This window comes from Bacillus sp. ME78, assembly GCF_903970865.1.
GTDB classification, from domain to species: Bacteria; Bacillota; Bacilli; order Bacillales; family Bacillaceae_G; genus Bacillus_A; species Bacillus_A cereus.
In genome coordinates this window covers 19,857-38,967 of sequence record NZ_CAJCKK010000036.1, presented here as the reverse complement: position 1 = coordinate 38,967, position 19,111 = coordinate 19,857, and the positions used below count along the sequence as shown (strand labels likewise).

Below are 19,111 nucleotides of genomic sequence, written 5' to 3'. Positions count from 1 at the left end.
AAGGTTTTTCAAAATTAGGTTCTGAAAACAAATTACATGTAATCTCTTTCTGTTCTTCTTTAGGCTTTAATTTCTCTTTTTCCAATTTCTTCTGATAGGCAAGACGTTGTGTGTCATTCATCTTACCAATATTTTTATGAATATGATCCAGAACTTCTTTTTGCAAAGGCTGCAACTCTTTTTCTTGCGTTAATCCAGTGTACACCTGGCGTATATAAAAGTTTGTGGTGTTGTACATGTTCTTAGCGTTATGACAACATTCTTGAAAATAAGAATACATACGATGCCCTTTTTTAATCCAGATTTGAAGAGTTTTATAGTTTGATGGATTTTCCTTTGTCATTTGATTCACCTCCTGTTAAGGATATTATAGCAAAAACGGAACATACGTTTCTGTTTTTTTTGCTTGAAAATAAAATATTTCTTTCGATTCACCTCACCACCTTCATTTACGTTTAGAGGTGGGAGTCCTCTCGAAAGGCATGATAGAAAAAATCGTTTTTATAGCAAAACATATTTATTGTTTGTACACCTAATTAACTATATAATAATATGTAGTAAGAAAGCCTTTTCAAAACATTATTATTCATCAAGGGGGTACTTATAATGGAGCGAGTTCAAATGGCTGAAACGCTAGAATTTTCTCGTATTATTCAAGGATTTTGGCGTTTAGCAGAATGGAATATGACAAAACAAGAATTACTTTCTTTCATTGAAGATTGTATGGATATGGGAATTACTACTTTTGATCACGCTGACATTTACGGCGGATATACGTGTGAAGGATTTTTTGGAGAAGCTTTACAATTAAAGCCTTCCTTACGAGAAAACATGCAAATTATTACAAAGTGTGGAATCGCTCCCCCATCACCGAAATTTCCAGAGCGATATGTTGCTCACTACAATACTAGTGCAGAGCACATTATTCAAAGTGCAGAAGCATCACTAAAAAATTTACATACAGATTATATTGACGTATTACTTATTCATCGTCCCGATCCTTTTATGGATCCAAATGAAGTGGCAAAGGCATTTTCACAATTAAAACAAGAAGGAAAAGTTCGTCACTTCGGTGTATCTAACTTCTTACCTTCACAATTTAATATGTTAAGTTCGTACTTAGATTTCCCGCTTATTACGAACCAAATTGAAGTTTCTGCATTGCAGCTTGAGCATTTTGAAAAAGGGACAATTGATTTATGCCAAGAAAAACGAATCAATCCAATGATTTGGTCACCTCTTGCTGGTGGGGAAATTTTTACTGGTCAATCCGAACGTGCCGTACGTGTACGCGAAACTATGCAAAAAGTTGCTACTGAGCTAGGTGTTTCTAGTATCGATACGGTTATGTATGCTTGGTTACTTGCTCATCCAGCTAATATGATGCCAATCGTTGGCTCTGGTAAATTAGATCGCGTAAAAACGGCCGCTCTTGCTACAAACGTTAACTTAGATCGTCAACAATGGTTTACAATTTTCGAAAGCTCTAATGGACATCCTGTACCATAATACACAAAAAGAAGAGCTGTTTCTTTACAGCTCTTCTTTTTTATATGTATTTCTCGTCATTGCAAATACACACATATCCCTTAATCCATTTCCATCTACCGCAACACTCGCACTTTCTAACGTACCTTCTAACTTAAAGCCTAATTTCTCAGGTATCGCTCTACTCTTCTTATTTAAAGAATCACAACGAATTTCTACACGGTTTGCTTTCAATTCAGAAAAAGCGTAATCCGTTATACCTTTCGCAGCCTCTACCATATAGCCTTTTCCGCTAAACCTTGTATCAATCCAATATCCGATTTCAAATTGAGGTATATCCCAATTAATACGATGTAATCCGGCTGAAGCAATAAATTCACCTGTTTCTTTCGAAAATACTAGTAATCTTAAATCCTCACGTTGCAAAAATTGAATATGTGATTTTCTAATACTTTCTTCTATTTCTTGCTCTGTTTGCTCTTTTTGTGCAAACACCATCCAAGGTTTCAGTTCTTGTATTGAAGCCTGAATTGCATCATATACAACTTTACCATCTCCTGGTTTCGGCATTCGAATAAAAAGCCTGTCAGTATAAAATTCAGAAGGAAAATCGAATAATAACGGATTCACTGTAAACACTCCCCATAATTCTTTTATATATAATAATATCCATCTCAAGTTATATAGTAAAGAATTTTCTGAATTAAAAACCTTTTACTCATTCACTTCCGCCGCTACACGAATTCCAGATTCAATCGCACCTTGAATCCATCCGTGATATAGCGTTGTATGATCTCCAGCGAAGAATATCCTCCCCTCTGGTTTGACAATCGCTGGTTGCAGCTCAGATTCTTGACCTGCTTGAAAAAGTGCAAATCCTCCAAGCGCATACGGATCCAATGTCCAGCTTTTTGATATTCCAGATATAAACTCATCATACACTTGACCACCTAATATTGTTGCTAAGTTGTGTAATGCGTAATAAATACGATCACCTTTCGATAAACCATCCCATAACAATGCGTCATAAGACCATGTATAGCTACCTAACATCATAGCCGGTCCTTTCTCACCAATTCCATAACTTGGATAATAGGCATAACGAATTGGCAAATCTGTTATAATTCTGCCACCTAATTGTCCTTGTTCTTCCCAAAATCGGCTTTTAAATTGAATTCCTATTTTCGTCGCAGGCATATAATGTAATTCACGAATTGCTTTCCATTTTTCATGAGATATAGAATCAAACGGATCTACTTCTACAAAACGCATTGTCGAAAACGGAATGGTAACAATAACTAAATCTCCTGTAATACTGCTATATTCAAAAGTTTCCTCGTTCCGATAGAAAGCTGTCACACCATTATCGTGTTGATGTAACTTCATTAATTTTTGATTATATATAATATTTTCTTCTAATTGCGGTAAAAATGACTTTGGTAATCTATCATTCCCGCCCACAATTTCACAAAATCCGCTCTCCTCTTGCATAATGTATAGAAAGCGTAAAGTCTCTACAAACGACCGTTCTAAAAAACCTTCTAGATCTAATAGAACACCGATCATCTCAATTGTTACTGGCGAAAAGTAAGTATTATACTGATAAGGATGATACTTTAAAAATTGCCCAGTAGAGTATCTTCCAAAATCCTTTACTACAACGTCCCAATTTTTTTCTGGGTTCTTTTTTATAAAATTTATAATGGGCTGTACCGCTAACAATAATAATTCCTCTGACGTTTTTCCAACTTCATTCATTTCCACAGGATATCTTAGAATACTTGGATCTTTTTCATATTGTTTTAACGTCGTTTTCCGTCCATTTACGTATATAATATCCGTCTCATTTCTATTAATAAAAGGTCTCACCTGTAGCCCAAATTTTCTTATATATGTCATCGTTAATGTATGCGAATATGGAATCCTCATTGCTCCAACATCTAAATATAATCCGGTATCTTCCATTCTAACCGTTTCTATACGGCCACCTACCCGGTTGTTTGCTTCAAAAATTTTCACATCATGTCCTGCAGCCTTTAATAAAGATGCTGAAACTAATCCAGCCATACCAGCTCCCACTACAATAATTTGTTTTGGATTTATCGTCTTCTTCAATCCTTTATCTATAACTTTTAACGCTTCATCCATTTCAGTGTTATACATTATATCTTTCTGCACAATTCCACCCCTTACTTCATCAAATGGACGTTAGTGGTTTAGTGCATTTTATTCATAAATCTCCATAAACATAACACCATTGCAATTTGAATATTCACTAAAAGTACATAAGAGACAGATTTCATATTTCTTTATGCTTCGTATAATATAGCAACCGCAACGAAGGAGTGACTAAAAAATGAAACATACTTATGATTACCACGCTACAAAAAAGCATTTAGAATTAAAGAAACAAAACTTATGTAAAAAACTTAGCAATATGACACTATCTGAAAAAGAACGTGAACAGCTAAAATGTGAAATTGACAACTATGAATATATTTTAAATCTGGTTGAAATGAATCATTATGAACGCGGATTTTCTCATTAAAAGCGGAAATAGGATTATCCACTTTTCATTTTGAGCATTTCACTACGCATTTTTCATAAGTAAATATATAATAGGATGTACATTAAGATTGAGAGGTATATTCTATGATCAAGTTAAGTGTATTAGACCAATCACCTATTTCAGATGGTAGCACAGCAGCCCAAGCTTTTTCACATACAGTTATGCTTGCACAAGAAGTTGAAAAACTCGGATTCACACGTTTTTGGGTATCCGAACATCATAATTCCGTAAGCTTAGCTGGTTCAAGTCCAGAAATACTTATTTCTCATATTGCCGCAAAAACGGATCGTATTAGAGTCGGTTCAGGTGGTGTTATGTTACCACATTATAGCCCATATAAAGTTGCTGAGAATTTCCGTGTTCTAGAAGCACTGTATCCGAACCGCATCGATCTCGGTGTTGGTAGAGCTCCTGGTGGTATGCCAATAGCAACTCGCGCACTTCAAGAAGGGAAAATGGTCTCACTTGATCAATATCCAGAACAAATTGCAGACGTTGCAATGTACTTACATGATCAAATACCAGAAAACCATCACTATGCAAACTTAAAAGCTACTCCAGTTATCCCAACATCTCCTGAAATGTGGATGCTCGGTTCTAGCGGAGAGAGCGCTAAAATTGCTGCAAACAACGGAGCTTCTTTCGCATTTGCACAATTTATTAATGGCTTCGGAGGCCCTGAAGTTATGAGGGCTTACCAAGAACAATATCAGCCTTCATTTTTAGGAGATAAGCCTAATTCAATCGTTGCCATCTTTGTTATATGCGGAGAAACAAATGAAGAAGCGGAAAAAATTGCTTCTAGTTTAGATTTATCAATCTTATTATTAGAGCAAGGAAAACGAACTACTGGTACACCTTCTATCGAAACTGCTCAAAATTATTCATACAGTGCTTATGATTTATTCCGTATAAAAGAAAATCGTCAACGTATGATTGTTGGTGATCCGTCTTCTGTAAAAGAAAAAATAATAAATTTAAGCAAAGCATACAATACTGACGAATTTATGATTGTCACGATTACCCATCAATTTGAACATAAATTAAAGTCTTATCGCCTACTAGCAAATGCTTTTAATTTATAACTCTAAAAAGAGATGCATCACATATGATGCATCTCTTTTTCTTACTACTTATTGTTTTTATTTCCTATATATTCAATAGCTTCTTTTAATAGCTCATCAAAGTTAATAGGATAATCATGATTTAAGTTAGGCACAACTTTATACTTATGTTCTATATTCTTATCTCTTAATAATCGTACAAATTGCTGCGTGGATTCGAAACAATCTTCATCTTGATCCCCGCATACTATATATCCTTTTATATGTTTATCCTGCAGCACTCTTAGCAACTCATCCCATTCTTCAATCTCAGGAAGCCATGGTGCCATAAAAATAAAACCATCTACATCTATATCTTTTTGTAAAATCGTATATAAAGCTACTCTTGCCCCTGCAGAAAAACCACCAATTATCACATTTTCTACTGTATGATTTTCTATAAACTTATTGTAATGCTCTTTTAATTCTTCTTTCCCTCTCTCTATATCATCCCAAACAAATCCATCTGAAAACTGAATTTGTGAAGACTGTGGTAAAGCTAACGTGTAATCTTGTGTCAAAACTGATTTCCAATATGGCTCTACTATTTGAATATTTTCTTGATCACCATGTAATGTAAGTAGTAGATTCCCCTCTTTCTTGCTGTATATATATTTCACATCTGGTCTTTCCTTTTTATGTGCTAATTCTTCTCTTTCTTTACATAATTGCACCATTGTATGAAATTCTTTAAATTTATGTAGTGATTTTAAATCTTCGTCAGAAATTAAATATTCATTTCCATACCAGAATCCCTTTTCTATAATGGCCTCCCTCATTAAATGTAATGCTTCTTTTTCAAGTCCTGATGCACTTGCGAGCGCATACTTAAAATTATATATTTGCGCCTCATTCCCTATTACACCTATAGCGTTTTCCATTATATAATTGTACGCTTCAAAACTTCCTTTATTTGCATAACAACGTAACGTTTCATTTAATAATTGAATGTAAGTCATACTATTTTTCATGTACCAATTCCCCCGAAACTTTTTATAATATTTATTTTGCGAATCTTTATACCACTTTGTGAAGATTTTATATAACTCGCCCTAGCAATATCTTATTCTCCGAATGATACTTAATAGTTATCCTTCCCTATCCAATACATTTAATATAAATATTAATAAACTGAAAAGTCAATATTTTAACAAACAAAAAAAGACAACAATATATGTATTGTTGTTTTCATTACGTCTACCCGCTCTTTTGTTTTTTTCTATCTGGTTTACTTGAAACTAAATAATGTTTTTCTGAAATATATAAGTCTCTTTTTAAGCTACGATTTAAGTAAGGTCCTAGTTTCATTCCACATATGAGGCGATCTTCGCTACCTTCAACAATTGGGAACATTTCTTTTTCTGTTACGTATTGATCTACTGCCTTTTGTACGACATCAATTTCTTTCACTAGGTTTAAATTTTCTGCTGTATGTTCAAATACCTCAAGCGTTTCCTTCGTTATGAGAAAATCATTTGTTGGAAATGCAGGTAAATACGGTTTTAACAAATCATAATTTACTGTATAATCTTCATTTACTAATACTGTATAAACGATATTAGCATTCGTTTCTAAAAACTGAGCCATCGCTTGTTCTAATTCATCTTTCGTAATTTCCCGCTCTTCTTTTCCAGTTCTGAAAAAGCGAAACATCGCATCGCCTCCTTTTTACTATATTATAGCATAAAAGAAAACTGAAAAATCATAAAAAAACCCATTGAAATAATTTTTCAATGGGTTTCTTTATATTTTTTATCGTTATTTTAAGAATGCACTTAGCATCCATACATGTTGTTCTAATGTTGTATGAATTGCTAACAGCATGTCAGCTGATGTTTCATCGCCAGCTTCGCCCGCAACTTCCATACCTTCTTTTAATTCTTGAATAAGTGCAGAATAATCATTCACTAATGTTTGCACCATTTCTTCTGCAGATTCTTTGCTTGTCCCTTCGCTGACACTAGATGTTGCAAGATATTCTTTCATTGTCGCTAATGGTTTACCTTCTAAAGCTAAAATACGTTCTGCTAACTCATCAATATACGTTCCAGCTTCATTATAAAACTCTTCAAATTTCTCATGTAATGTAAAGAAGTGTGGCCCTGTCACATACCAGTGATAATTATGTAGTTTCACATATAACACATTCCAGTTTGCTACCTGCTTGTTTAATACTTCAACAACATTTGTTTTCGTACTCATACAATCCACTCCTCTTATCATTTTGTAATGTTTATCTTTTAATAACCTAATTACATTTTACCATACATTCCCTTTCCTTTCGAACAATCGGCTTATATGTAACAAAGTTTTAACACCTTTAATACTTCCCTAATATCATTTAATTCATGTATTTTTTCAAACACTTCATACGTCTAATTGTCCAAGCTCATACATATGCATAATAGTACATCAAGCTCATCATAGTAGAAAGAGGGATAACATGGACAATCAACAATGGCAAGTAGCAAAGAAAGTAGCCGCTACTTATATCGGAACTGTCGTTGGAGCTGGATTTGCTACTGGACGAGAAATTGTTGAATTTTTCACAGTGAATGGATTATACGGGACAATTGGCATATGTGTAAGTGGATTTTTTTTTATTTGGCTCGGCACAAAGATGATGTTACTTTCATCACAAATCGGGGCATTTTCAGCGCAAGAATTTAACAAGTATTTATTTGGGGATGTATTTGGGAATGTTGTAAACACATTATTATTACTCGTTTTATTCGGCGTAACGAGCGTTATGTTATCAGGGGCTGGTGCAGTATTTGAAGAGCAACTTCGCTTACCAAGACAACTCGGTATTCTCATTACAGTTATCGCTTGTCTCATTATAAGTAGCCGCGGACTACAAGGTGTTTTTGAAGTAAATACACTTGTCGTACCTATTATGATGATTTTTATTATCGGACTTGCTATTACAACCTTTTTTCACGGTACACCTTCCATTAATAACACTATTCCTGCAGAGAGTTGGAATATGAAATGGATTACTAGCCCTATTACATATGTCGCCTTAAATCTTTCTCTTGCCCAAAGTGTTCTCGTCCCATTAGCCAGTGAAGTAAAGGATCAAAAAGCCATTTTTTGGGGTGGGATTTTAGGTGGTGCTGGACTTTCTTTAATTTTATTATGCAGCCATTTAGCAATCTTATCAGTCGATCAATTTTATCAATATAACATCCCAATGGCTGAAGTCATAAGAAGATTTAATGCAACTTTTCACTTCTTCTTCGTTCTCATTATTTTCGGTGAAGTTTTCACAACTTTAGTTGGTAATGTGTTCGGGATGACAAAACAGATGCAATCTATTACCGGGTGGAAAAATAACAATATTATTTTCTTCATTTTACTAATTAGTTATTGCTTTAGTTACATCGGTTACAGTGACTTACTTCACATTCTATATCCTATCATCGGATGGGTAAGTATTGTTATACTTCCAATCATTGCGTTTAAACAACTTCAAAAAACATAAAAAAGCATCCATGTTATTGGATGCTTTTTTATGTTCATTCACAATCATCACATACTTCCCAGTACGGCCCCATTTCTAATGCTAAATATGGCTTTAATTGCAACCGAATCATTCGACTAGGCATGCGCTCTAAAACAAATTGAATACCCTCTTCATCTTCGTCTAATTCAACTTTTGAAATCACAATTCTTTGTATAGTCGTAATGGGAATTCCATCTTTATATAAAGTGATTTTCACCTCATCGTATTCATTAAAATACAATTCGACACTCATTTGATTTTTCAGTATTTCATCAACAATTTTATATGTATCATTTTGTTCTTGGATTATATATTTCCATCCGCCTCTATCTTCTTTCGGAGCTGTTTGAAATAATGTCTCCAAATCCTCGTATAGCATAAGATAACCCCTCTCTTACTAAAAAACGATGAGTATTTTATATACCCTTTATCTCTATCACTATCCATAGCTATTGTACCATATATCACCGTTCTTACCGTATTCATTTGCTTCATAGATACTTATAAAATAACTAATTCTATCTCCATTATTATGTATATCACCTCATTACTCCATACACTCTTACAAGTTTAAATAGCATCAGACTTTAATCCATGCAAATATTGTCTACTCTCCGCTTTTATTAGCTCACAGCATTCATACTTTTACATATAATAAGACTACCACAAATAAAAAAGGAGAGTGACTTATACCACTCCCCTTAAAAGAACTTCCCTATAGCTGCTAAAACTAATACGATTATTAAAATTGCAAATAATAATGAGACAATGAAACTAAAAATAGGTAACGCTTTCTTTTCATTCTTCTTAAATAGTAACTTTAAACTAAGAAAAATATTTACTGGTACAAGTATAAAATAAAAATATTTAACAATTTGTACCGAGCTATTCGAAAGTGTTTTTAATATAAACACTTCAATTAGAAAAACAATAAAAAATGAAATACTTAGCCAAAATGAGACGTAACTAAGCCAAGAATGTCTTTTTGTCCCCCAATACACTCCCATAATACTCTCCTTTTATTTGTATTCTATACGTTAATAATTATACACAAAGCTAACAAATACCTCTATTTTTCGACAAACATTATGTAAAATGCCATTTTAAACGTCATAAAGAAAGTCTACATCCCTATTTGATTTTACACAATAAAACAGACTACCCTCTAGTGGCATAATGCTACTAGGGGATAGTCTGTTCTCTATTAAACTTTAAATCTGTCAATTAGTCCTTGTAACTCTTCAGCCATTTGAGATAGCGTGCCCGCTGCGGATCCAATTTCCTCCATCGAAGCTAGCTGTTCTTCAGCTGAAGCCGCAACATTTTGTGTGCTTGTCGCATTATTTTGTGCTGTCATTGCAATTTGTCCTACCGAAATAGATACTTCATTTGCCCCTTTTGACATTCCATTAGCCGTTTCAACCATCGTCTTAATTTGATTAGCTATTTCATTTGTAGATTGTAAGATTTCAGCAAAGTTTTGCTTCGTTTCATTTGCGATAACAAGTCCAGATTGAACTTCCTCATTTACATGATTCATAGATTTGACTGTCTTACCCATATCATCTTGTATTTCACATATTAATTTACTAATTTCACTAGAAGATACGCTAGACTGCTCTGCCAATTTACGCACTTCATCTGCAACAATTGCGAAACCTCTTCCATGCTCACCGGCTCTTGCGGCTTCAATCGCCGCATTTAGAGCTAGAAGGTTTGTTTGATCTGCAATATTTTGAATTACTTCTAAAATATCACCAATTTGTTTTGATTTATTATTTAGTAATTGTATAACTGCATCTGATTGTGAAACCGATTCTGCAATAGACTGCATCTGGTTTACTGTTCTTCCTACTAGTTTCCCACCATCTTCTGCTTTTTCACGAGTATGTGCAGAAGCCGTATTAATAGATGATGAACTATTTGCTACATGTTGAATTCCTTCAGTTACATCAAACAGTAACATAGCGCCATTTTCTACGCTTGTTGTTTGCGTCGTTGCCCCACTTGATATTTCATCCATTGCGATTGTGATTTGCTCAGTCGCTTCACTTGCTTGCCTTACACTTGCAGTTAGCTCTTCTGATGCCGCTGCAACATGCCCAGCTGAATCGTTAATTCTTCCAATTAACGTCCGTAACGAATTCGTCATCTCATTAAAGCCTTTAGCAAGTTGGCCGATTTCATCATTAGAATGAATTTCAATTGTTTGCGTTAAATCCCCTTCGCTTATTTCTTTAGAGGTAACAACTAATCTCTTTAAAGGCTTCGTAATTGAAAGTGTCACAAAATAAATAAGTGCCCCGCCTACTACTAATGAGATAAGCATAACAATTAACATATTATAAAATACAGGTTGAGCAGCTTCAATTACTTCACTTGAGTACATCGTCCCACCAATTTTCCAACCTGTTTTTACATTTGTAGCAAATACCATATTCTGTTCACTACCGCCATAAGAATATGAAAAAGCACCGTGATTATCTTCATAAATTTTCTTTGCCCAAGAATCAGCCGCTTTTTCCCCTGATTTTTCTTGTGGATGAGCAATTATTTTTTGCTTTCCATCTAAAATGAAGGCATATCCTTTTTTACCAATATTAATTAACTTTGATGTTTTTAATAAATTATCTAAACTTAAATCTAGCGCAACAACTCCATTTTTATCTTCTGTTTGTTTTGCGATTGTTACGACAATATGTCCATTTCCTTTTGCCTTATATGGCTCGCTAACAACAATACCACCTTGTTTTGCCACTGCATCTTTATACCAAGGTCGTGTTGTTGGATCATAATCTGCTGCCATTTGTATATTTGGTTCTTGTACAAATTTTTTATCATTTCCGGCAACATATACTTGTTCAATATCTTTATTTAAATTTATATATTGAGATAACATTTTTCTTAATTCATCCTGATTATCTCCTTGATACATATTCCCCTGAATCACCCGTGCAAAATTATTCACATCATTAAATTTTGCATCAATCATTTGATTGATTAAATTATCCAGTATTTTTATATTGTCGTTGGCACTACTCTTAATTTGCGATTCAAAATTCTTTTTGGCTGTTTGATAAGACATGCCTCCGATTATAGAAACGGCTGCAATTAAAATTACAAAGAATGAAATTAATAGCTTTTTTGCTACTTTCATATCACGAAACAAATTTAATAGTTTACCCATTATGAACCTCCTAATTTTCAAATTTAAAAGTTAAATTGAGTTAATTATGAATATTTCCCATTCCTTAATTATTATTTTCATAACCTATTATGGTGAATACTTTGTAAAGTTTAAACAATTAATTTCTCTTTGTCTATATATACGAATAATATTATTATAAAATTTACAAATAGAAAAAACCAAAGGGGCCCCTTTGGTTTTTACATTTTTTTATGTTGTTTAGAAATTTTCTTCCATTTATCACGCTCTGCTCTGGCAAGGATTGCATCTTGTTTCCTCATAAAATACGCCAGTTCTCTTTGTAATTTTTTATAGCTTTTCAAACGATCTATCGTAATAAGTCCGTTTTCAATTGCACTATGCACCGCGCATCCTGGTTCATTCTCATGCTTACAATCACGAAAACGGCATGTTGTCGCAAGTTTTTCAATATCAGAGAATGTTGTTTGAATCGCTTCGCTTCCTTCCCACAGTTGCAATTCTCTCATGCCGGGAGTATCAATTACGAGAGCGCCACTTGGCAATTGAAATAACTCTCGATGCGTTGTCGTATGCCTCCCCCTACTATCCTCTTCACGTATATCTCCCGTTTTTGCTACCTCAATTCCTATTAGCGCATTTAACAAAGTTGACTTTCCTACCCCTGATGACCCAACTAAAGCAATTGTTTTCCCTGAAGAAGCGAATTGTTTCAACGAATCAATACCTGTATGCTCTAAACTATCAACAACGAAAATAGGAACACCAATTGCTATAGCTTCCGTTTCTACAATTTTCTGTTCTACATCATTACATATACTACTCTTTGTTAAAACAATAACTGGCATAGCGCCACTTTCATACGCTAATAATAAATAACGTTCCATCCTTCTAACATTAAAATCATGATTAAGTGCATTCACTAAAAATAAATAATCTACATTTGCTGCTATTACTTGTTCTTCCGTTCGAGTACCAGCTTCTTGTCTAGAAAAAGAGCTTCTTCTCGGAAAAACACGATGAATAATAGCTTTCTTTTCATTCTCTATTTTCTTTATATACACCCAATCACCAACAGCTGGATAATCTCCCTTCGTTACTGCTTCATGCCGAAACTTTCCAGACAGTTCTGCCATATATTCACCATCATTACAAATAATTCGATATATATGCTTATGCTCAAGTAAAATACGCCCTACTTCAAAGTTCTCTACAGCTTGTTCCCCAAAAAAAGAATCCCAGCCATACGATTCTAAAATATTTTGATTCAAATTGATATCCTCCCTAGTTTAAGCTAAGTGGAAGGATAGTGCGCTCACTTATATCGTTTCGCCCTTTCCATCCACCTTTGTATTTGGTTTATTATTCATATAAGTTATTTTCGCCATAATACATCACCCCGTTCTTATTTTAATTACTCTCATTATATGGAATTCTCCTATAAAAAGCTACATCATTTAACGTAATTTTCAAATAACTCATTTTTGAGCATTCTAATTTGTCCTCGGTGACTAATTTCATCTTCTAGCACATGAAACCAAAGATAGTGCTGGTTATATACTACACCGTTAGGCCACTTTCTTTCTGACATGAGCCACTCATTACCTTGTTCACTTAAATACTTCAGAGATTCTTCTCGAACACTTTGTAGAAGTTGTACATAATACTGTATTTCATGACCACAGATGGCTCTACCTGCTTCCCCTAAATACAATGCATCTTCCCATATTTCTAATTCTTCTTTTGTAAAGTCACGATCTTGAAATGAAATAAGCTGATGAACTTTTTCAATAGCTGCTATATGCTTTAATAAGGCGCCAATTGAATTTCCGCTGCTCTGCATAATTAAATCTAATTGCTCAACTGATAAATTTTTTACTTCGCCTAATGTTACAGCTCTCGTATGCTCAAGCATGCTTACTAATTCCCCTATTTTTTTTGTATAACCATCTACACTTCTTATTCGATAATCTATATTCATATGACGCACCCCTTTCTGCATTCATATTATTGTAAAAATGATTCATATAATAGACTGAAATCTATCGAAATTTTCTGTTATAATTAAATTGAATACAAAATATACCCAAACAAACTTTCTCAATATGCTTATATGAAATATTAAAAGGAATCAATATAAAATAATCGAATCTTATTCACTAAAAGGAGTGGATTCGATGGAAATGTATCAATGGCTAACCGCTGTTCTCGTTGGTGGCATTACTGGCTTCGTTTCCCATCTAATCAATAACCAAGGTAAGTTATTGCTTCCACGCCGTTTGAAAACTTTTTTTCACTTTGGATTTTTAACTGATGTTTTTACCGGTAGCCTAGCTGCACTTCTTGGACTCGTTTTATTCGATGTCACCGCAATAAAAGAAATTATAAAAGTATCCATTGTAACTGCTATTTCCGGTCAAACTTTCTTACTACATCAAGCTCTTGGTGGCGAACAGGCTAAAAATACGCAAATTGGGAAAGCTGATGAGAAGATTCAAGAAATTGACAAATTATTGCGACGTTAGTGTATACTTTCTTTTAAAATTATTGTTATAATGAGAAATAAATATTTTCTATTGCGTCGTTTGTCAGGAGAAAGGGTGTTTCGTATGACAAAAAAGAAAATAGAAGATTTCTTAACAAACTCCGAAAAAGAGGAACTGCTAGAAAACTATAAATGTTTACGAGAAGCCCGCACAAAAAGCGAAGCTAACTATTTTGGTGAAGCAGTAAACCATCTATTAAATAAAGCAAAACAACGAATTATTAAAGATGCAGGTATACATGATGAAAATGCTGCAACTGTTCAATCAAAGAGAAAAGCACTGTTTTAGCTACATTAGCTAAAACAGTGCTTTTTATTACAACATTTTTCACATTACTTTCACATCTATTTCACAATTATAAGTACTCCTATATGTTAAACTAAGTATATCCTTTTCCGAGGAGCTATATGCCGATATATAAACCCCTATCTATATAGGGGTTTTTTATTTTCCCATAATTTTATTACAAATCCTTTTCAATCATACAGCTCAACGACGAATTATTAAAAATACAGCAACTATGCAATCAAAAAGCACCTTTTTAACTTATCCTAAAAAATTGTTTTTTGATTTACTAAAACTTTATGATGCAATTCCTTTTTCATTATCTTTACTAATGTTTTCACCTTTTCTAAACAGAAATAAAGCTACAACATATAATAACGCTGTAAAGCTACCTACTAGTATAAAATTGTGAGATGTTGCAAATAACATTCCTGCTATTACCGCACCAATCATTTGGCCAATGTACATCGAGGCGTTAGCAAGGGCAGCACCTGTTCCCCGTGCTATAGTAGACATGTTTTGTAAATGTCCCATCATTAATACAAACAAAATTCCTGTCACAAAAAATAAAACAAAGAAAAAGAATTCAACAAAAATAAGATTCTTTAAATAGGGAAGTATTACATATAACACTGCCGTAAATACAATTCCACCATAGAAAGAAAGATTGTATCCAATTTTATTTACAAGTCTAGGGCCAAAAATATTACCAGCTAAATTTCCTAATCCTACTACGAGCATAGCTGTACCTACTTCATGAACTTGTAAGCCAAATTGAATGGAAAGCCATACACCAAAAAATGAAAATGCAGCAAAATTTCCGGTTTGAAAAACAAAGTATGCAAAATAAGAAAGTGAAACCTTTGAATCTGTAAGTAATTGTTTATAACGCTGTAAAATCACTTTTTTATTTCCACCTATATGAACCGACTGTATTTCTGGTAATACAACATAAATAAGAATAACAAGTAGTGCTGATAATATACCAATGAAATAGAATGGGATTGTATAATGTATCGTTGCTAAATAAGCTCCCAGTGGCAGCCCTAAAATTTGAGAGATTGATAACCCTGCTGTTGCAACCCCAATTGCTTTCACAATTTGCTTTTTCTCTATAAGGAGCGGAATGGATGCCCACACTTGTGGAGATACAAAAGCTGCACTTACACCTGCTAAAAATCTAAATGTTAGCATCCATAAAAAACTCGGTGCAATTCCACACAAAAACGTACTTATTGCAAAAAAACTCATACCTAGTACCATCACTTTTTTTCTGTTTAATCCATCTGATATAGGACCAGCAATAAGCGCAAATCCAGCATACCCTAAAGCATACGAACTCACCATCCATCCTGACAACTCGGTTGAAACATGATACACCTGTTGTAATGTCGGCAACAGTGGTGAAATTAAGAAAGTATCTGTACCGATCATAAACATTATCGTGAAAAATACAGCTAGTACTCTATTCATTTAGACCTTCTCCTTATATAAACAGAGGGTACTATCCCTCTGTTTCACTAATCTTCTAAAATAGATTGGATTTCTTTCATGACTCTTTCATTCAATGAAACGTCTACCGCTTTCACACTTTCTCTTATTTGCTCTGCCCGCTTTCCACCAGGTATAACTGTATCAATTCCTTCTTTATTTAATAACCATGCTAACGCTAAATGAGACACTTCAATATCATTTTCTTTAGCTTGCCCTTTTAACTTTTCCACTTTCTTAAAATTACTCTTATATGTATTTTCTTCAAATAGATTTACATTTTGGCGCCAATCGACTTCGTTCAATTTAAAATCTTCTGTATATTTTCCACCTAATATTCCAAAAGCAAGAGGCCCATATGGAATAAATGAAATACCCGCTTCTATACAATACGGCAACAGTTCTTCCTCAGCCGTACGTTCTAACACATTGTACGGAGATTGTACAACATCTATATGACCATGTTGGTTCGCTTCTTTTAATTGTTCTATGTTTACGTTCGATATTCCAATTGAACGAATTTTCCCTTCTTCTTTTAAACGAGTAAGCTCTCCGATTGAATCTATGTAACTTGTTTCAGGATTTGTAAAATGTAAATAATATAAATCAATATAATCAGTCTGTAATCTTCTTAAGCTATTCTCCACAGCATTTCTTAAATAACTTGGTTCATTGTTAATATAAGTTTCTCCATTTAACAACGGTTGAATTCCACCTTTTGTAGCAAGTATAAACTCATGACGTTTTCCCTTTAATACTTCTCCTACTAATTCCTCTGATCTACCGAAACCATATGAATCTGCTGTATCAAAAAATGTAATCCCTTGCTGAATAGCTTCTTCTACTAATTGCTTTCCCTCTTCTTCATTCACATCAGCATATAAATTATGTCCCCCTACTGCATTTGTACCTAAACCCAACTTTGAAATATTTAGTCCTGCCTTTTGCAATTTTGTATACTTCATTTTTTCTCCCCCTATATTTCTATTGTTCGAATATATTCGAACAATAGAAATATATCACTTTATATGTTATAGTGCAAATATCTTAACTTATACAAGTAGGTGAAATATGCGTACACTCTATCATCCAAATCGAGAAGAAATTCAATTTTCTTCTGTCTTATATGCACTTAGCGATCAAATCCGTTTACAAATTGTAAATATGTTACTAGAGAAAAATGAACAATCTTGTGGTGCTTTAAACATTCCTATTGCGAAATCAACTTTATCTCACCATTTCAAAGTTTTACGTGAGTCAGGTGTTATGTACACACGCCTTGAAGGAACACAACGTTTCATTTCAATTCGTGAAGAAGATTTAAATGCTAGATTCCCAGGTTTGTTACAAGTTGTATTACATGCGACAGAGCCATATTAAAAAACATCTCATATGAATATGAGATGTTTTTTAATATGGCTATTCTTTTAATAAATCTATTAATCCATTCCCTTCAGATGTACGTTCGTACCCTAAAGGTACAGTTCTTTTAATGAGTTGTGCATATATTTCCGGCTCTGATAACTTTCTACCGTATTCTTTCTCACACTGTTTAATGAGCAAGGCGAGCGCCCCAGCAATATGCGGCGTCGCCATGGAAGTTCCACTTAACACAGCATATTTCCCATCTGGATACGTAGATAATATTTCATCACCTGGCGCTACTAGATCAATTTCTTGATTTGAATTACTAAAACATGCAATCTTCCGCTCTAAATTAACAGCACCAACTTCAATTACCTCAGAGTAAGCACCTGGGAAATCTAATTCCTCTGTTTCATCATCGCAATCTCCATTATTTCCAGCAGCACATACAACGAGAACATCCTGCTTTACCGCATTTTGAATTGCTTCATGTAATTCTGGAACATCTTGCGGACCACCAAGTGACATTGAAATAATTCTCACTTTCTCTTGATTCGGCCCTCTCCAATTTACAGCATAATGAATTGCCTCAATAATTTGCTCATAACTTCCAGAACCATCTCCCGCTAAAACTTTTAATACTAACATTTTAGCAAGTGGTGCAACTCCTAATACACCGACACCATTTTCAGTCGCGGCAATCGTCCCCGCTACATGAGTACCATGTCCGTTATTATCAAGATACACATTTGGATCAGCTTCATAATCTTTTGTGAAATTTCTTCCGTCGATAATACGATCTTTTAAATCTATATGATTAGTATCACACCCTGTATCTAATACGGCAACGACTACATCTTGCCCCTTCACACTCTTTTCCCATACTTGCGGAGCGTGAATCATTTGTACACCTGGTGGAATTTCATTTACTTGTTCTACCACCTTATTTACGGTAAACGGAATCAATTGTATACCTTTTTGTTTATTCACTGTACTACTCATCGTAATCCCTCCTGAAAATGTATTATTTTCATTTCAGACCACTTTTGAATACGTGTAAATGTAACATTCGTTTTATTCTTTTGGTTTTCCTTCTTTTCAAATATTTCTCAACATCATTTACTAACTCTATACTACTTTTTTATTTTCCCTATGATTTGTAGGAAGTAACACCCCATGTCGTTCAACTACTAACCAAAATAAGAGAACCAATTAATGGTCCTCTTACAGTCTTTTAAAAGAATGATATGTAATTTGAAAAATAATATAAATTAAGACTAAACCTCACTCTTGTTTAAAAACTTTTCTATTTCTTTTACTAAATATTCCGCTCCCTCTATCCCAACAGTAATATTTCCATTTGCTAATGATATGTTCTGTTCTGAAACATCACCTGTGATTTGGCAAGCATTGTAAGGTTGATATTTTTGTAAAATGATTTTATCTGCTTCTACAAAAATTTCAAGCGGTGATTTGATTTGTATTCCCAATACATCGCGTAATTCTTTAGGGATAACAATTCGTCCTAATTCGTCTACTTTTCGAATAACTCCTGTTGCTTTCATATTTCTCCCCCCCCCCTTACTCTATATT

21 protein-coding genes and 1 pseudogene are annotated in these 19,111 nt (G+C 34.0%); 7 read left to right on the top strand and 15 right to left on the bottom strand.

The window, feature by feature from the left end; genetic code table 11:
* Positions 1-343: pseudogene (locus H6481_RS25095) on the bottom strand (RNA-guided endonuclease TnpB family protein); the annotation flags it as partial.
* A gap of 263 nt (positions 344-606) precedes the next feature.
* On the opposite strand from H6481_RS25095, the gene H6481_RS25090 reads away from it, so the two are divergent.
* The gene (locus H6481_RS25090) at positions 607-1,509 is read left to right on the top strand and encodes an aldo/keto reductase (RefSeq protein WP_182813473.1); all 903 of its coding nucleotides are present in this window, start codon (positions 607-609) and stop codon (positions 1,507-1,509) included.
* 24 nt (positions 1,510-1,533) lie between these two features.
* Here the strand turns inward: H6481_RS25090 and H6481_RS25085 are convergent, their stop codons facing one another.
* Positions 1,534-2,118, bottom strand: a complete 585-nt coding sequence (locus H6481_RS25085) for a GNAT family N-acetyltransferase (protein WP_001068745.1) — start codon at positions 2,116-2,118, stop codon at positions 1,534-1,536.
* A gap of 84 nt (positions 2,119-2,202) precedes the next feature.
* Positions 2,203-3,666 (bottom strand): flavin monoamine oxidase family protein, encoded by a 1,464-nt coding sequence (locus H6481_RS25080; protein ID WP_053564699.1) that lies wholly within the window; start codon positions 3,664-3,666, stop codon positions 2,203-2,205.
* Positions 3,667-3,844: 178 nt separating this feature from the next.
* Between H6481_RS25080 and H6481_RS25075 the strand changes: the two genes are divergently transcribed.
* Positions 3,845-4,036: a DUF3896 family protein gene (locus H6481_RS25075; RefSeq protein WP_000683364.1), complete on the top strand. Its 192-nt coding sequence runs from the start codon at positions 3,845-3,847 to the stop codon at positions 4,034-4,036.
* Positions 4,037-4,140: 104 nt separating this feature from the next.
* Entirely contained in the window at positions 4,141-5,142 is a 1,002-nt protein-coding gene (locus H6481_RS25070; RefSeq protein ID WP_182813472.1) for an LLM class flavin-dependent oxidoreductase, read from the top strand.
* Positions 5,143-5,186: 44 nt separating this feature from the next.
* Here the strand turns inward: H6481_RS25070 and H6481_RS25065 are convergent, their stop codons facing one another.
* The 3 genes from H6481_RS25065 to H6481_RS25055 form a co-directional block, all read right to left on the bottom strand.
* Complete coding sequence (locus H6481_RS25065; protein WP_182813470.1) at positions 5,187-6,131, bottom strand: alpha/beta hydrolase; 945 nt, start codon at positions 6,129-6,131, stop codon at positions 5,187-5,189.
* Positions 6,132-6,357: 226 nt separating this feature from the next.
* Entirely contained in the window at positions 6,358-6,813 is a 456-nt protein-coding gene (locus tag H6481_RS25060; protein WP_000488209.1) for a DUF3939 domain-containing protein, read from the bottom strand.
* A gap of 105 nt (positions 6,814-6,918) precedes the next feature.
* Positions 6,919-7,362 (bottom strand): Dps family protein, encoded by a 444-nt coding sequence (locus H6481_RS25055; RefSeq protein ID WP_000105199.1) that lies wholly within the window; start codon positions 7,360-7,362, stop codon positions 6,919-6,921.
* Between the two features lie 241 nt (positions 7,363-7,603).
* Between H6481_RS25055 and H6481_RS25050 the strand changes: the two genes are divergently transcribed.
* Positions 7,604-8,644 carry a GerAB/ArcD/ProY family transporter gene (locus H6481_RS25050; RefSeq protein WP_182813469.1) on the top strand — a complete coding sequence of 347 codons (1,041 nt, stop codon included), beginning with the start codon at positions 7,604-7,606 and terminating at the stop codon, positions 8,642-8,644.
* 34 nt (positions 8,645-8,678) lie between these two features.
* Here H6481_RS25050 and H6481_RS25045 read toward each other — a convergent pair whose 3' ends face one another.
* From H6481_RS25045 to H6481_RS25025, 5 genes are all read right to left on the bottom strand, one after another.
* Positions 8,679-9,044 carry a DUF3979 family protein gene (locus H6481_RS25045; protein WP_000965063.1) on the bottom strand — a complete coding sequence of 122 codons (366 nt, stop codon included), beginning with the start codon at positions 9,042-9,044 and terminating at the stop codon, positions 8,679-8,681.
* Positions 9,045-9,366: 322 nt separating this feature from the next.
* A complete protein-coding gene (locus H6481_RS25040; RefSeq protein ID WP_000539571.1) occupies positions 9,367-9,672 on the bottom strand; it encodes a hypothetical protein in 306 nt (101 codons plus the stop codon).
* Positions 9,673-9,869: 197 nt separating this feature from the next.
* On the bottom strand, positions 9,870-11,852 hold the full coding sequence (locus H6481_RS25035; protein ID WP_182813467.1) for a methyl-accepting chemotaxis protein: 1,983 nt from the start codon (positions 11,850-11,852) through the stop codon (positions 9,870-9,872).
* A 200-nt stretch (positions 11,853-12,052) separates the two neighbouring features.
* The gene (gene rsgA / locus H6481_RS25030; protein ID WP_182813465.1) at positions 12,053-13,102 is read right to left on the bottom strand and encodes a ribosome small subunit-dependent GTPase A; all 1,050 of its coding nucleotides are present in this window, start codon (positions 13,100-13,102) and stop codon (positions 12,053-12,055) included.
* Positions 13,103-13,284: 182 nt separating this feature from the next.
* Positions 13,285-13,812 (bottom strand): DinB family protein, encoded by a 528-nt coding sequence (locus H6481_RS25025; protein WP_001018101.1) that lies wholly within the window; start codon positions 13,810-13,812, stop codon positions 13,285-13,287.
* A gap of 196 nt (positions 13,813-14,008) precedes the next feature.
* Between H6481_RS25025 and H6481_RS25020 the strand changes: the two genes are divergently transcribed.
* Both H6481_RS25020 and H6481_RS25015 read left to right on the top strand, forming a co-directional pair.
* A complete protein-coding gene (locus H6481_RS25020; protein WP_000426321.1) occupies positions 14,009-14,356 on the top strand; it encodes a DUF4257 domain-containing protein in 348 nt (115 codons plus the stop codon).
* Between the two features lie 84 nt (positions 14,357-14,440).
* Positions 14,441-14,665 (top strand): hypothetical protein, encoded by a 225-nt coding sequence (locus tag H6481_RS25015; protein ID WP_000162602.1) that lies wholly within the window; start codon positions 14,441-14,443, stop codon positions 14,663-14,665.
* A gap of 294 nt (positions 14,666-14,959) precedes the next feature.
* Here H6481_RS25015 and H6481_RS25010 read toward each other — a convergent pair whose 3' ends face one another.
* Both H6481_RS25010 and H6481_RS25005 read right to left on the bottom strand, forming a co-directional pair.
* Positions 14,960-16,135 (bottom strand): MFS transporter, encoded by a 1,176-nt coding sequence (locus tag H6481_RS25010; RefSeq protein WP_182813463.1) that lies wholly within the window; start codon positions 16,133-16,135, stop codon positions 14,960-14,962.
* Positions 16,136-16,182: 47 nt separating this feature from the next.
* Positions 16,183-17,118: an aldo/keto reductase gene (locus H6481_RS25005; protein WP_182813461.1), complete on the bottom strand. Its 936-nt coding sequence runs from the start codon at positions 17,116-17,118 to the stop codon at positions 16,183-16,185.
* Positions 17,119-17,224: 106 nt separating this feature from the next.
* On the opposite strand from H6481_RS25005, the gene H6481_RS25000 reads away from it, so the two are divergent.
* On the top strand, positions 17,225-17,533 hold the full coding sequence (locus H6481_RS25000; RefSeq protein WP_001259903.1) for a helix-turn-helix transcriptional regulator: 309 nt from the start codon (positions 17,225-17,227) through the stop codon (positions 17,531-17,533).
* Between the two features lie 39 nt (positions 17,534-17,572).
* On the opposite strand, the gene H6481_RS24995 is transcribed toward H6481_RS25000, so the two are convergent.
* Both H6481_RS24995 and H6481_RS24990 read right to left on the bottom strand, forming a co-directional pair.
* Positions 17,573-18,520, bottom strand: coding sequence for a serine protease (locus H6481_RS24995; protein WP_053564709.1), 948 nt, complete (start codon positions 18,518-18,520; stop codon positions 17,573-17,575).
* A gap of 275 nt (positions 18,521-18,795) precedes the next feature.
* Complete coding sequence (locus H6481_RS24990; protein WP_000648324.1) at positions 18,796-19,083, bottom strand: AbrB/MazE/SpoVT family DNA-binding domain-containing protein; 288 nt, start codon at positions 19,081-19,083, stop codon at positions 18,796-18,798.
* Between the last annotated feature and the right edge of the window lie 28 nt (positions 19,084-19,111).